This window comes from Halorubrum ejinorense, from assembly GCF_039522565.1.
GTDB classification, from domain to species: Archaea; Halobacteriota; Halobacteria; order Halobacteriales; family Haloferacaceae; genus Halorubrum; species Halorubrum ejinorense.
Genome location: NZ_BAAADQ010000012.1, coordinates 1 through 13,979, shown reverse-complemented (window position 1 = coordinate 13,979; position 13,979 = coordinate 1). Strand labels below are relative to the sequence as shown.

At 57.5% G+C, this 13,979-nt stretch carries 14 protein-coding genes and 1 pseudogene; 5 read left to right on the top strand and 10 right to left on the bottom strand.

All coding sequences use genetic code 11. The annotated features are described in order from the left end of the window. The first annotated feature begins 248 nt into the window (after nt 1-248). Both ABDZ89_RS10385 and ABDZ89_RS10380 read left to right on the top strand, forming a co-directional pair. The gene (locus tag ABDZ89_RS10385; RefSeq protein WP_343778839.1) at nt 249-1,925 is read left to right on the top strand and encodes a transposase; all 1,677 of its coding nucleotides are present in this window, start codon (nt 249-251) and stop codon (nt 1,923-1,925) included. Between the two features lie 369 nt (nt 1,926-2,294). Continuing rightward, the gene (locus ABDZ89_RS10380) at nt 2,295-3,524 is read left to right on the top strand and encodes a tyrosine-type recombinase/integrase (RefSeq protein ID WP_343778838.1); all 1,230 of its coding nucleotides are present in this window, start codon (nt 2,295-2,297) and stop codon (nt 3,522-3,524) included. Nucleotides 3,525-3,619: 95 nt separating this feature from the next. On the opposite strand, the gene ABDZ89_RS10375 is transcribed toward ABDZ89_RS10380, so the two are convergent. The 5 genes from ABDZ89_RS10375 to ABDZ89_RS10355 all read right to left on the bottom strand — a co-directional run bounded on the left by ABDZ89_RS10375 (nt 3,620) and on the right by ABDZ89_RS10355 (nt 7,526). Further along, on the bottom strand, nt 3,620-4,054 hold the full coding sequence (locus tag ABDZ89_RS10375) for a DUF7970 domain-containing protein (protein WP_343778837.1): 435 nt from the start codon (nt 4,052-4,054) through the stop codon (nt 3,620-3,622). Next, the gene (locus ABDZ89_RS10370) at nt 4,054-4,935 is read right to left on the bottom strand and encodes a ParA family protein (protein ID WP_343778836.1); all 882 of its coding nucleotides are present in this window, start codon (nt 4,933-4,935) and stop codon (nt 4,054-4,056) included. Before ABDZ89_RS10370 ends, ABDZ89_RS10375 begins: the two co-directional genes overlap by 1 nt. An 806-nt stretch (nt 4,936-5,741) precedes the next feature. After that, complete coding sequence (locus ABDZ89_RS10365) at nt 5,742-6,485, bottom strand: SDR family NAD(P)-dependent oxidoreductase (RefSeq protein WP_343778834.1); 744 nt, start codon at nt 6,483-6,485, stop codon at nt 5,742-5,744. A 162-nt stretch (nt 6,486-6,647) separates the two neighbouring features. Next, nucleotides 6,648-6,785 carry a hypothetical protein gene (locus tag ABDZ89_RS10360; protein ID WP_343778832.1) on the bottom strand — a complete coding sequence of 46 codons (138 nt, stop codon included), beginning with the start codon at nt 6,783-6,785 and terminating at the stop codon, nt 6,648-6,650. A gap of 306 nt (nt 6,786-7,091) precedes the next feature. Continuing rightward, the gene (locus ABDZ89_RS10355) at nt 7,092-7,526 is read right to left on the bottom strand and encodes a hypothetical protein (protein WP_343778831.1); all 435 of its coding nucleotides are present in this window, start codon (nt 7,524-7,526) and stop codon (nt 7,092-7,094) included. Nucleotides 7,527-7,772: 246 nt separating this feature from the next. Between ABDZ89_RS10355 and ABDZ89_RS10350 the strand changes: the two genes are divergently transcribed. Beyond that, on the top strand, nt 7,773-9,827 hold the full coding sequence (locus ABDZ89_RS10350) for a cryptochrome/deoxyribodipyrimidine photo-lyase family protein (protein WP_343778830.1): 2,055 nt from the start codon (nt 7,773-7,775) through the stop codon (nt 9,825-9,827). A 94-nt stretch (nt 9,828-9,921) separates the two neighbouring features. Here the strand turns inward: ABDZ89_RS10350 and ABDZ89_RS10345 are convergent, their stop codons facing one another. Then, the gene (locus tag ABDZ89_RS10345; RefSeq protein ID WP_371153053.1) at nt 9,922-10,176 is read right to left on the bottom strand and encodes a hypothetical protein; all 255 of its coding nucleotides are present in this window, start codon (nt 10,174-10,176) and stop codon (nt 9,922-9,924) included. Nucleotides 10,177-10,463: 287 nt separating this feature from the next. On the opposite strand from ABDZ89_RS10345, the gene ABDZ89_RS10340 reads away from it, so the two are divergent. Further along, a complete protein-coding gene (locus tag ABDZ89_RS10340; RefSeq protein ID WP_343778828.1) occupies nt 10,464-10,787 on the top strand; it encodes a hypothetical protein in 324 nt (107 codons plus the stop codon). Nucleotides 10,788-11,411: 624 nt separating this feature from the next. Beyond that, nucleotides 11,412-11,813 (top strand): DUF4864 domain-containing protein, encoded by a 402-nt coding sequence (locus ABDZ89_RS10335; protein WP_343778826.1) that lies wholly within the window; start codon nt 11,412-11,414, stop codon nt 11,811-11,813. Between the two features lie 35 nt (nt 11,814-11,848). Here ABDZ89_RS10335 and ABDZ89_RS10330 read toward each other — a convergent pair whose 3' ends face one another. From ABDZ89_RS10330 to ABDZ89_RS10315, 4 genes and pseudogenes are all read right to left on the bottom strand, one after another. Next, the gene (locus tag ABDZ89_RS10330; protein ID WP_343778824.1) at nt 11,849-12,169 is read right to left on the bottom strand and encodes a hypothetical protein; all 321 of its coding nucleotides are present in this window, start codon (nt 12,167-12,169) and stop codon (nt 11,849-11,851) included. 262 nt (nt 12,170-12,431) lie between these two features. Continuing rightward, entirely contained in the window at nt 12,432-12,728 is a 297-nt protein-coding gene (locus ABDZ89_RS10325; RefSeq protein WP_343778822.1) for a DUF3006 domain-containing protein, read from the bottom strand. After that, nucleotides 12,728-13,425, bottom strand: a pseudogene (locus ABDZ89_RS10320) (lamin tail domain-containing protein); the annotation flags it as partial. The gene ABDZ89_RS10325 and the pseudogene ABDZ89_RS10320, both read right to left, overlap by 1 nt. A 401-nt stretch (nt 13,426-13,826) precedes the next feature. Beyond that, nucleotides 13,827-13,979, bottom strand: a 153-nt coding sequence (locus ABDZ89_RS10315) for a transposase (protein WP_343778957.1), incomplete at its 5' end; no start/stop codon positions are given.

The window sequence follows — 13,979 nt, the reverse complement described above, 5'->3', positions numbered from 1 at the left end:
ATTTGCTCCTTATCAACGCAGCCCTGCACGTTAACGTCGGAGAAGTCCGTAATCGGCATCACCCATCCCTGCCACCGCCTACCTCACGCTTCTACTTCCACGTGCAAAGCTGAGTACTTCAGAAAGCGTTCCGAACGGACTCTTCCGAAAACAGGAGTTCGATGGCGAAGATCGTAAAGAATCGACTGCTGGCGGCATCATCAGAGAGAACGTCATATCATTGGCCAAGAACGGCAGACACGTCCCCGATGGTACCCACTCCCGTCTCTCGGCGTGATGTCTTCCGCTCGATAGCAACAACACAGTATCTCGACTGGCCGGCGTATGGCTCGACGCCACTGTACGACCAGAGTTCACTGCCGGCGCTTATTGAGGATTTCCGGACCGTTTCGGGAATCTGGTTCGAGCACGACGCCCACGACTCGGTTGAGAGGTTCGTCTGTCAGTATCCACTCTCCTACGTGGAGTTCAGTCCCCACGACCAGTACTCCGGTCCGACTCGATACGAGATGCCACAGCTCTTCAGGGCGTTCCTGCTGAAAGAGATACACGCCTGGGACCACGAAACCGCGCTCGTCGAATATCTCCGGCAGCACTCAGAAACCCATCGCTCGCTCGGGTTCGATTCCGTTCCCGATCAGTCCACACTCTGGCGCAGTTGGAACAAGCGCTTCAGCGCCGGCCTCCGTGAGACAGTCGAAAGAACGGCTCGGACGATCCTCATCAACGCACAGAATGCCGGTGTTGCGGTTCCCCGTGACCCGGAACGGAAGCTCCAGTACTATGACGACGAATCCGAAGCGAGCGATCCGGACGATCAGTCCGTTTTGGAAGAAGCAGCGAAGATTAGCGATCACGTCAGCCGTGTCGTCTTTCCGGCGTTCTCGCTGGATCGTGGCGAGGGCTGTGAGATCCACGAGAACGCCTACTGGGGCTTGCAGACGTATCTTGGACTTCGCGACCGGCTAGCTGCCAACGAAGGAGCTCGCAGTTTCGTCTATGAATCGACTCGGGATCGAACACCGCTGGGGCACGCCCATCGCGAGCACATCCGCGACCTCTCGATTGGAGAGGTACGAGAGATGTACCAGCAGGCCATCATTCGGCTCTTAAACGAAGTTGCGGAGACAGAGCAGTTCTTTCGAGCGGGAGTCGTCGCAATCGACATTACCGAAGCTGACCCGTTCACGGGCGATAGAACGGGCTACGAAGACGAGATCATCGGGACGAAGGAGAAGACCGACGAATACGCCTACCAGTGGGCGACAGTCCAATTAGTTGGTAATGCCGTGCCGATCGTTTTAGACGCACGGCCTGTTCGGAAGGGCGAGAGTCGGAAAGAAATCGTCGAGGATTTGCTGAACTCGGCTGAAGATCTTGTCCACGTCGATAACGTGCTGATGGACCGGGAGTTCGATAGCCAGCACGTCCTAGAGATGCTCAGCCAGCGTGGCTTGTCGTATGTCGTGCCCAAGCGGATGCAGACCAGCGAGAAAGCCCAAGCGAAGCGGTTGCTCCAACGAGATCGGGATCGATACGAGACCGACCGGAAGCTCCACCTCGGGAAGAACGAATGGCACGAGACGACGCTGATCTACCGCCGGAAAGAAGACTCCGAGCATGACGACCACCGGCAGTACTCGGTGTTCATGACGAATCGGGGGAGCGGCCACCTCACTGAGTACGGCTACAGGTGGGAAATCGAGAGCGGGTATAAGTCGATCAAGCGATTTATGGCCGCCACGACGTCGAAGGATTTTGGACTGCGGTTCTTCTACTTCGCGTTCGCGTGTCTGCTGTACTCTATTTGGCGAGCAGTCGATCTACTCGTACAGGTGGAGTTGACCGGAGAGTACGAGCATTCGCCTATTGTGACAGCCGACAATACGCTTACCCTGTTGAAGAAGGAAACCGGAATCGGGTAGAGAGGCACTCATTCTAGGTTAGCGTGGCGTCTGAGTGGCTACACTGTTCGTGGCCGGAAAATACTCCGAATTAGTCCCAATCTCAACAAGAATACTCGTTGGGAGAAGGATCTAAAGCAGATTCCGCTCGTCAATTCGTCCGAAACCGCGCATCAAAGCCCCGCTAAACCCACTGTAGTCTCAACTTCTACCTAGTCAGAATTCGTATAGCAGAATGCGATTTACAAAGCGGGGCTAATGTCTAAACGTACGAAAAAAGCCTCTAGAGGCTATTTGAGGCTATACTGAATATTGAGACACTTACTTTGGATTAGTCGAGTAGTCACAAGTAGATTTTTGAGGGTCGCCGCCGTCGGTGATGCTGAATCGATGGCACCGCCAGCTGACGGCCCTCACCCCGGGGAAACGACCGGTGAAACACCACTCGACGAGCCACTGTCGGATTTTCTCGACGCAAAGGCGAAGACGATCGAAGAGACGGATTCGGATGAAGACGAGACGCAGCGTTCAGGCAACTACGTTCAAGCGCTCGAACGCGTCATTCCAGACTGGCTCGAGTGGATGGTCTGTCGCAGCGTGACTACCTTCGAAAAACTCGATAGCCGCGACCTTGCCCGATACGCTGGTCATCTCGCCCGACGCGTGAACGCCCGACGGGCGAACGGTGACACCGAGGGGATCACAGCCGCTACTGCGTGGAACTACTATTCGCTCGTCTCCGCATACCTCCATTATTGCCAGCAATGGGAGTATATCGCGGAGAATCCGGCAGATACCGACCGAGCGAAAGACGAAATGCCTGACCGCCCCACGACGGATTCCGGTCAACAACAATTTTGGTCTGAGCAACAGCGTGAGACAATTGTCTCACACGTCGACGGGCGAGCGTACGATGCCATTGATGCGGATCCCCAGAGCCGGGAAGCACTCACAGCAGCCCGTGACCGGGCCCTCGTCTACGTCATCGGGTTCTCAGGTGTCCGTGGTGCTGAGGTTCTGGCTGCCAGTCGCGATGACCGAAGAACGGGAATTACCTGGGCGGACGTCGACACCGACCAGGAGGTGCTGACAGTACTCGGAAAAAGCCAGAAAATCGAGAAAGCACCGCTGACGGATCGCCCTGTCAGAGCACTCACACGCTGGCAGACGCTCTTAGATCCCCCCGGCGGTGCCTGGCCCGTGTTCCCCTCATTCCACCTCGCATCACTGCGAGACGCCGCACGAAGCCAACTTCAGGACCGTGGGGTCAATCACGAGACGATTGATGAAATCACCAGCCTCGGCACAGCTGAGCTCGTCGGTGCCTTCCGGGAACGAGAACTTACACCACCGGCGTTAACCACTGAAGGTGGCCGGTACACGCTCAAAAAGCTCTCTCAAGCAGCTGCTGTGGATTGTTCTGGCGATTCGAAGAACTATCTTACCCTCCACGGCGCTCGCCGAGGCGTTGGTGAAGCGTACTACGATGAAGCAGGGTTCAGTGACGCGCAACGAGTCCTTCGACACGAGGACCCGTCGACGACATCGAAGATGTACGCCCACAAGGAGGCGAGTGAACTGTCCGACGTTGGCAGTGAAATCTTCTCACCAGAGGAGTAGCCGCTATCAGCCTGCGGTCAAGCAATTAACAAGTCACTGTATAAACCGTCTATAGCGATATCATATTGGACGCGGTTACCGTGCGCACACCCGTTTCAGTCGAGAGCGTACCCCCACTGTTTGAGGACGTCGACGACATCGTCTGTGTGTTGGAGTCCGACCAATAACGCTGCTTCCCGGAGATCGGCTTTTCGAACGCTCTCCCCAAGCCGGGCCTCAATGAGGGACTTCTGTTTCCGCTGGACGTTCATCGTCTCTTCTTGGAGGTGAAGCTGGACTGTCTGATCGCGCCCGTCAGTGATACTATTTCGTCGGAGAACCCACGGAATGTCTCCCGCTGAAGTGTTGTTTGCCCTAGTTTCGACGGTATTCTCCGTCCCGGTTTCTATCTCCACTTCGGTAGATTCTACCTCTTGACCGCTGCTGTCCTCATTGGCCGATGCATCTCCTTCGGACTCCGGCTCGCTGTCGTTGTCTTCCTCTTCTTCGTCGTCCCACCCGTTGACTGTCCCCTCTTTGAATCCCCCCATCAGGCGGTCACCTCCTCAGGATCGTCTAATGCGCCAGGTTCTGGTGGGGATGGGGCAGTAATACCGCCCTGGGTTTCGAGGAATCGAGCAATTCGATCGAACTTGGCCAGTGTCTCAACCTCGTAATCCCGGCGTCGACTCCGGTGAGATCGCACGAACTCGAACGCACTACACTGATGTCGCCAACATCCCTCCATCATTGAGGTCCGGTCACCGATTACCTCAGGGACCTCGAAGGGAACCTCTTCGACGATCTCGTTCTGGTCTTTCGTTCCCTTGAACTCGATCGGCACCGCACCAAGGACCCCGACATCGATATTCAACTCATCTGCGAAGTTCGTCGCAAGCTCTTCTAAGCCCTCAACGGACGCTTCTCCCTTCGCCGACGGCTCAAACGGAATGAGGAGGTTTCGCGTCGCGTAAATCGCATTATAGAGGTGATCCGATTCTGTCGCTGGCGGATCACAGATGAGAACATCATATCGGTCCGGCACATCGTTTTCTGCGAGCACACGGCGGAGCTGCGCGTAGATATTGTACGCATCTCCAAAGTCCTCTGCTCGACTCTTCTCGCGTGCGAGGTGGTCTGAGAGGTCCGAGAGCGTGTTGTGCTCTGGAATGATATCGATACCCTCTGCCGTCCGAATCAGATCGTCGAACTCGCCACCAGGGTTACCGACGAGATGTCGAACAAGGCTGTCTGCGGACGAATCACTCCGATCGTCATCGACGTCGAACAATCGGCTTAGATTACCGTCTTGTGGGTCAAGCGGGATCACGAGTACATCCAACCCGGCCCGAGCGTGCGCACAGGCGATGTTCGCTGTCAACGACGTTTTGCCGACGCCGCCCGCCTCGCTGTAAACCGTGTACGAGAGCATGCCGGGTTATTAGATACGCATCAAATAAACCTATGTCAGACACCTATCTGAGATGGATAACTTAGATACATCAGGTACTTATATGTCTAAGATACCTTAGATTGTTATCTAAGATTACTTTATAATATTCGCTCGTCGCAGCCCACATAGAATAGACGTTGTTGTGATCCTGCTCGCAACCCGGGTGTTCACCCGGTTTCGTATACAACCGAGGAAGTCGCTTTCTGGAACACATCTCTAAGTTATATTTCTAAGACACTTGACTAAGATAGATATCTAAGATATTTCTCTTTTATTGCCGCCCGAAAATCAGACAGTCCCGTCTTCTGTCAGGCCCTGTAGCGTTTCGACCGCTTCGTCACACCACTCCGAGCAGTCGGTCGTGCGGCGGTGAAGACGGCGGCACAACGTTGCTGACGGTGTTCCACTCACAGAGACAATAGGGGACGTTCGTTGCTCCCATGAGAGCGTCCACGAGGCATCCGGTTCGATCCGAAGATACGTCGTAGTGTTACTCACGCTTTCGAGGTCCGAGACTGAGTGGTGTTGCCGCCCGGCAACGGCTGTGTCGTCGACGACTACTGACGCCGTCGACGGCACTGCGTCAAGCACACGGACCGCTTCGACGAACTGCGACCGAGTCCCAGCCTTCCACGTCAATGTCCGGTGGGTAGCAAACGTTTCGACGTGGATCACCGGATCGACAGGAATCCTCCGCGGGCCGTCAGCTGACGTGTTTTCTGGTATCTGTCTTTGGTCGGTCACACAACGGCGAGGCGTCTCAATTGTGGTGTACGTCGATCGATTCAGCTGTCGAACTCAGGCATCCGTCCGCCGTCGACGGCGACGTTCTCTCCGCTGATGTAGTCGGCCGCATCGCTCAAGAAGAATCGCAGCGGAGCAGCAACATCCTCAAACGACGCGGGACGTCCTCGCGGGAACGAGTCCACGCCTGCCTCTGTGTTCGAGACCGCGAACGGAGAGACGGCGTTGACAGTGACGCCGTCGTCGCGCGTGTCTGTCGCCAACATACGCGTAAACATGAGGACGCCGGTCTTCGCGACGAAGTACGGGAAGTTCTCCGGGTGGGCGTGTATCCGGTCGCTGTCGGCGAACCCAATGTTGACGATCCGTCCCCATCCTTGGTCACCCATCTTGGGAACGGCGCGACGAGAACACAGCACAGTGCCGTAGAACGTTGTTTCGATGACGTTCTGCCACGATTCCCAATCGATCTCACTCCAGTGACGCGCGTCGAAGTCCCCAACGTTGTTGACGAGTATGTCTACTGATCCGAGTTCTGACTCAATCGTTTCGAATAGCTCATCCACGGACGCTGGATCGGTTATATCTCCCTGAGCGGTGATCGCAACCCCGCCGCGGTCGCGGACCTCCTCGGCCGTGGCGGCCGCCGCCGCGTCACTTTCGTTGTAGTGGACGACGACGTCTGCGCCGCACTCGGCGATCGACAACAACAACTCGCGGCCGACCCGCTTCGCACTACCGGTTACCAGGGCTGTTCGTCCACTTAAATCCGGGTGCGTACCCATGGAATGTGATAGTGGTGAATCGTGGTAAACGTTCTTACGTCGGTCATAGCATTGCCCGTCGCAAGCTAATGAGACGTGCTCATTCGTCTCTATTCCTCACCGCTTACGAAAGAAATGAGAAAGCCAAGAGCTTCAGCTGGAGGCGAAGTCCGACTGTGTCGGTTACTCGTCTCCGCCGTCGGTCAGTATCTCTACGTCGTCGGCCGACTCCCTCTCAGAAAGCGATGGGTGCTCGCTGACATCCTCTGCTTCGTCCTCCTTTTTTCGGGACCACTCGCTGGGTATGTGACTGTGGCACATGATACGGCATACCATAATAGGTGGTGTCAATTAAATCATCGGCCGGGAGCCGCCTTGGAGCCGTCCAACACTGTATCTACAGGCTCGTTCGCCGAGAGCATCTATAGCTCAGGCATTCTCGACCACAAGTGAGACTTCCAGTCGATCGATCCTCTCTGGCAGACCTCTGTTGAATCAGCGCTTCAACGAGCGCTCGCGGAGGAGTGATTGGACTTCTCGCTGCGGCGACACTTACCAACAGTATTTGTGCCACGAAACATCGCTGAGACCCGCAAACGACGCAACTGGCAGCTGACGCGTAGCTCACTATCCCAGACGGCTGTCAGCGTCCGAAAGTAATTCATAGTCACCGGTGAGCTTGTCGTGCCGGTACACCCTACAGCTGGGGCCGCTCCCGGTCTGTCTGTTCGACTGGATGACCACGTTCGGCCGACTTGGTGTTTCCTCGCGGACAATCCGTCCAATTACCGGAAGCCCGCGCATAGCCGCGTAATAAACCCTGTCAGCGTGAAACTGCGATATCTCGGCGGTGAATTCTGACGAGAAGTGGTCTGGGAGATCGTCGTCAGTGACCCTGTGACCGTCCTCGGTTGACCCCGACACTGTAACTGCTAGGGTCTGTACTCCGCTAATATCGGGCGCTAGGCCGTACTCGAAAAACGCCGCTTCAGCGTCGTCGATGACATCTAATAACGCGTTCCGATTGGGCGAAGCGAGACTGAGGTGCGTGGTTACTGCCATGATCAGACGTGAACAGGCCGTATCGTGTTGCCGTCGCCGTCCGTCGACGAGTCGTGCGACGCCCAGAGACTGTGGCTCGAACGCCAGTTCATGTTGTTGTATCCGGCGCCGCGAGCATATCCGTTACGACCTATCAATTGATCTGCTAAGCCCCAACTGCGTGGGCAGCACGCTGCCGACCTCGTTTCGGGTTCCGCTGGATGGCCGACGGATTGAAGCGCCGCCTCGGCATTGATTTAATCGTGAATGTCGGGCGATACCGATCGCGAGACCGGGCGCTCGGCGTCCGCAAATAGCGGCGACCCGCCACAGCAGACGGGTCCGCTGGCGGCGGAGATTCCGACGCCAGACGCGGTCTCTGATCTCGCCGACTCGACCGGTATCGTCGTCTGGCACCGGAAACACCTTCGCGTGGAGGATCAGCTGGCGGTGTCACGTGCGGTTGCCGACGGTGACGTGTTCTGCCCGCTGTTTGTGTTCGACCCAACGTTCTACGCAGACAGCGGCCTCGCGTGTGACGCTCGGATCCGTCTGTTTGAGGAGGCTGTCGCGAGTCTCGACCGACTGTACGCTGCGGCACCTCCCAGCGCGACGCACGTAGACGCAACGGATTCAGTAGCACGACTCGCTGACACGCTTGATTCGCCGCCAATTACGGCTGAGGCTGCCAGCGAGCCGCCGGAGACGATCCAACGACCGGACTCCTTGGGGTTGACGCTCGGGTACGGCGATCCGGTTGATATCTTGTCTCGCTTCGTCGACCGCGGCTGGCACGTCATCACGATGGCGACACCAACAAGCCGCTACGGTCAGCGGCGCGACGAGCGTGTGCGAGACACTTGTGGCGACGCGGTTACGTTCGTCTCTGGTGACGGACTCGTTCGCGATGAAGAGTGGCCGCGGTCAGACTGGCAGACACAAATCACCGAGTGGCTCGCGGCCGAACAACACACACCAGGGTGGGATGACCACGACACAGTCCGAGTCAGTATCCGCACCGGCGTTACGCCGGCAGCGGTTGACCGCCACTTCGACGTCTCCCCCGCGAAGACGCAGGTCCCGGTGGGAACCCACCGGGCAGCGATGACTACATTACGAGAGTTCACTGACCGTGTCCGGTCGTACCCGACCAACATCTCAGCACCGCAGGACGCTCGCGGCGGCACAAGCGGACTTTCGCCGTACCTCAACTTTGGTCTGCTCTCGGTTAGGCAGGCACACCAGTATGTCGTTGATAACGCACCGTCCTGCCGTGGGGCAGATATGTTTGAGAGTCGGCTCGTCTGGAACCTCCACTACAATCAGAAGCTCGTCGACTGGCCGGGTTGGACTGAGCAGGCGGTTAATCCGGTATTCGAAGGCCGTAATGAGGCGTTTCACGACCCCGACCTCGTGACTGCGTGGAAACGCGGACAGACGGGGTTTCCGATGGTCGACGCATCGATGCGGTGTCTCCAGGAAACCGGATGGCTCAATTTCCGAATGCGCGCGATGTGTGCGTCATTTTTCACCCATATTCTCCACCAACCGTGGTGGATCGGCGCCGACTGGTATCACCATCACCTCATCGACAGCGATGTCGGCATCAACTACACGCAGTGGCAAAGTCAGGCGGGGCTGATCGGCAAGCCGTCACAGCGAGTGTACAACCCTCGGAAGCAGGTCCGCGATCAAGACCCCGACGGCGACTGGATCACCCGATGGGTTCCTGAGCTTGCCGACTTGCCCACGGAGTTTCTTGATCAACCCGAGAAGACGCCGCTTGCCATCCAGCAGGAATGTGGAGTCCACGTCGGAGAGTCGTACCCGCGTCCGGTTGTCGACTTTGAGGCGCGCCGCGAGCAGTTCTGGTCGCGGTATGAAGCTCAGCGGTCTGAGGCTGCGCGAAAGCTTCGACGACCAGAAATCGCTAAACGGGCCTCATTTTCTGGCGGCTATGGTGCTGCCAGAGCCATTGCGGACAAACACGGAGCAGCCGACGCCGACGCGCCGGACGGAACGCAGGTCTCTCTCGACGAACTCATCGATACAGATGCTACTACTGCTGAAACTGAGGGAGCCCAAGCAACGCCGCCGCAAACGAACACGGCGGAATCAGTCGACCTGACACCGACTGACCCACATGAATCTAGTACGCAGACGACGATTCCGACTGGAGCCGGCCGGAAAGCCGGTGAACCGTCGCCGGACGATCGCGCAGCGGTATCGGGTCAGCGCCGAGAGACTGGGGAAGATAATGAGCCTGACAAGGAGCAGGACGTGGACCCCACCGGACAAACCCGATTCCACGACTTCGAGTGACACACATCTCGGTGGCTCGTTGACAGCGCGCTGTCGCTGCTGTTTTGGTCAGCTCTTAACGGTGCCGTCAGCGAAAGCCAGCTGGGTCACGCCGTCACAACACCCGAATTCGGTACCCGTTAGCGGCGGCTTCATCAGTGACCCGTCCAGCTTCAGTAGCAGCGTCAAGAACCTCTTCAACGAATTCCTTCGGCACCTCGACGCCAATGAAATCGGGACTATCGCCGGCCGTGGTCACCCGCGCCATCGTCCGGCCGGTCCCGTCGTCATTGTAAATGCTGCCGACGCGTTCCCCGTCTCGGTGAAATCCGAGCGTGACATCGGCCGGCTCGATGGCGTCGAAGTTCACTCGAACACTCGGTCGCTGCGCTAGATCTGAGCAAGCATGTGTCTGTCGTGCTCCGTCACAATCGTATTCATACAGCACTTACGAGTCCACGACGGATAAGAGAAAATCGCCGTCAGTCCCACACCACACAGCGATGCTAACCCCTACTGCTGAACAGTAGATGTTCGTCCTTGACGGCCCGAGCTACCTCGCCGATTCCGCTACCAAGCCGTGACACCCTGCCCGTGATTAGGTGTCTAGCTGAACGACGCCGACACCGGTTTGTATGTGACGACACAACAATTTGTATGTCCAGTACAAGCGTCGCAACGGCGGCTAACCCGCAGATACTGATCGACAAGCTTCCAGCAGCTCCAGCTAACTGGGAACGGAACGAAGAGCCCGGTGGCATCGTTGAGTACCGACTTCCAGACGAAAACAGTCCCTGTACTGCGGCGAAAATCGCAGTTCGTCCTGATATCCTGAGCGACGCGGCTGTCCGACTCGTCCGTAAGCGCGGCTGTAGTGATGCGGGGAGCGACACATTCGATTCACTTGATGCCGCCGTAGACGAAGTCGGCCGAGAACTCAATCACGTTCTCGCGGCTGTCAACGAGGACAAGGCGCGGTAGGCACGGCTGCGGGCTCGGCCGTAGCTTTATTATTAGCACCAGTGGGTACGGCATGTGACGCCGGTCAGGTCGGTCACGACCAATATCGATATTCAAACGGGCGATAGACTATGAACTATGTCGACACGACGCAGTGACGCCGCTTCGGCTACGTTGGTCGCACTCGTCGTCTGGCTCGCCGGACGACGTGAGGGGCTGTCTCCACGATCGATGCTTCGGCCGGTCCCATTCTTTGGCGGTGCGGCCGTCGCGGTGCTTGTTGAGGCCGTGTTCGCACGGTGGCCGGAGCGGACGGCGCGCCTCTGGCGCCGGCCAGCGATCCGCTTCGGTTCGCCTGTCGCACTTCTCGCTGCGACCCTGTCAGTAAACCCTCGCAGTGGCACGCCCCACGCGGCGACACTCGGGGGGCTCGCCGGATACTTTGTGCTGCTTGTCGGGATTACAATAGACCTTGTTCCTGAGCCGGAACAGTGGTTTTGACGCATCGGCTCGGACGGGGAGCGGGACCGCGACGACAGAGGTCACGGCCGCGGCTAACCAGCTATCGTATCGAGAACAGCACTAGAGTAGAGTCCGTCTCAGCGGACGCTTAATGCCGCTCGCGACCCTAAGTCCGGTATCCAGATGGCCGAGCAGTACCCGATAGCGGAGCTCCCGATGCCAAGCCCCACGTACGGACCCAGCCGAGTGGTCTCAATCCAACTTGAGGCACTGGCAACCAACGACGAGCCGTTCGAAGACGCTGGCATTGGCGTCGCGTACAACTTCGCATCCCCGGCGAACAGACGAGCGACGGGCCCGTTTGACCGCTTCCGACAGATGGTACACAATCCACGCTATGCCCCAATGGTCGACCACGTCGAGGCGACGACAGGCCCTGTTGAGCGCGACGACGATAGCGCCACACAGCGTGTCACGCTGACCGGTCCCAACGGTCGGACAGTGACATACGCTTTCAGGTTATCGCGACATCGACGCGGCGAGCTCGATGAGCACTGGCTGACAGACAGCGTCGTTCAAGAGTAGCCTGACCGACTGTCCGGTGACTGCTTGTGCCCCAGTCAGTGATCCCGCCATTCGAGCGACTGCCGATTTAGCGTCTCAACGGTCGGCTTCCCATCTTCGAGCATTCTATCAGCGATCTCGATTGCCTCCCGCAGTTCCTCTATTGACAGTTGTTCGTATGCGGGAGTCCCATCGATGTGGTCGTACCAGACTCCTTGGAACAGCGTGTCCAGCACCACACGGGCAAAACAGTGGTCGTGGCGGATTGGCCAGTCGCCGGCTTCGGCTGCTGCCTCGGGGAGTGCTTCGGTAACCCGTTGGAGATATATCTCGCGTAAGAGCGTGATGTCGTCGCCGCCGAGCGTTTGTTGGCCCATTCGACATTTGGGATACGAGCCTCAGTATCAATACAGCTTTGCCTACTACCCAACTGTATCCATCGTAGTCCTACCGGACAAGCGATTCGTTGGCATCAATAGATTCTGGCTCTGTTGATCTTCCTTGCTGCTCCGTGCCGACTCTCCTGACTGTCTCAATCTCTCTTCATGCTCAATAAAATAGACGTCTCGTTCCTCTCTTTGTGTATTGAAATTAAATTCCACCAATCAAATCGGTTTCCATTAATTCCCGTAGGCTCTCTCAGGAATCTGTATCGGATGGCGGTCGCTTCGAGAGCCGGTCAAAAAGGTCTTGAGAGGCGTTTGAACGCCTTTCTGTCTCCCCAGATTGGTACTGTGAAGAATACACGGCGCCATCACGAATCTCTACTTCCAAAATCGCATCAGTATGCTGCCCATCCGATGGCAGCTCGTCTGGTTCGATAACCGCATTCCCCACTTCTTCACCATCCTGCTCAAAGAACACTGTCGCGAGCCCGTCCTCAACCGAATCGACAACGGCGGTGCACTCGCCGTCCGGGAGGTCGATTGTAGTCATTAGTAGCTCTCCTCCAGCACTCGGTCGCCCTCATTTGTAGTTACAATCACCGTATCGCCGTCATTATTCCAGACTAGTGACACCGAGCCCCAGTATAGTTCGCTATCGGTTGCGGTGTCACTCCCGGTGATAGGGTCACCGTCTCACCAGGCGCCAGCGTGAAGCTATCCGGAATCGTGTATGTCTGGTCAACGTCGTCTGCGACTGTCCAGCTGGACAGATCGAGTGTTTCCGTGCCCGTCTTCTCAAAGACGACGTACTCATCGTTGAGGTTCTCACCATCTCGCCCCTCAGCGTCCGAGTTGATTTCTGCGACAGCAAGTGTACTGGTGTTCGAGTCTGTCTCCGAGTCGTAATCTGAATCCGTCTCGTCCGGCTCGTCACCAGTGTCGATCGCCCCAGTTCCCTCACCACCAATCCGCTCACGCTCGGTGACGCCACCGGCTGTCCCCGGCTCAACGACATCGCCATCGCGGAGACTGAGCGGATCGGTTGGTGCTGCCTGTTGCGTCTGAACGGAGACGGCCTGGCCATCACTCACGAGCACAATATCCCCGTGTGTGGCGGTCTAGTAGGTCGGGATCGAACGATCGGACAGGCGTTGGAGCACTTCCTCATTGGGATGGTCGTACTGTGAATCGTATGCGCTTGAGATGACGACGGCCTGGGGCTGGACGGCATCGAGGAACAGCTCACTCCACTCACCACGGTCGCTGTCGACTATCGGTTGTTGTATCAGCGATGGGGACTTGTCGGCCCTGACTCGATTGCGTTTGGATTTTCGGGTGTCGTGAGCGCATTCGGCGGCCTGCTTGCTATTGGTTTCGCAGGCGTCGTTGCTGAGTGGTACTCATGGCCGCTTTCGGTTGTCACGACGACTGGATTCGTGGCGGGTGGGATGGGGATCGCACTCTATCAGTCCCCGCTACTTCCGGTCCCACATACCGGAGAACTGGCCGTCGGTGCGGCGGTCGCGATAGGACTTGTTTCGCTCGGGTGGTGGTGCCGAGAGTCCTCCGTCCGCCGATGGATATCAACTCATCAGGATGCGATTGTACTCTTTGGTGTGCTTTGTTGAATCCGATGACGGCGTGGGGATCACTGTTTGAGAGCCTGTTCGAGGTTGTAGACTGCGGCGGTCAACACGAGCTCGCGGAACTCGCGGTACCAAGCGCGAGGGTGGACAGCGGGGCCGAATCGACGCTTGATGGCCGAAAAGGCAGTCTCGGCCATCCAGCGCTGGCCGTATAG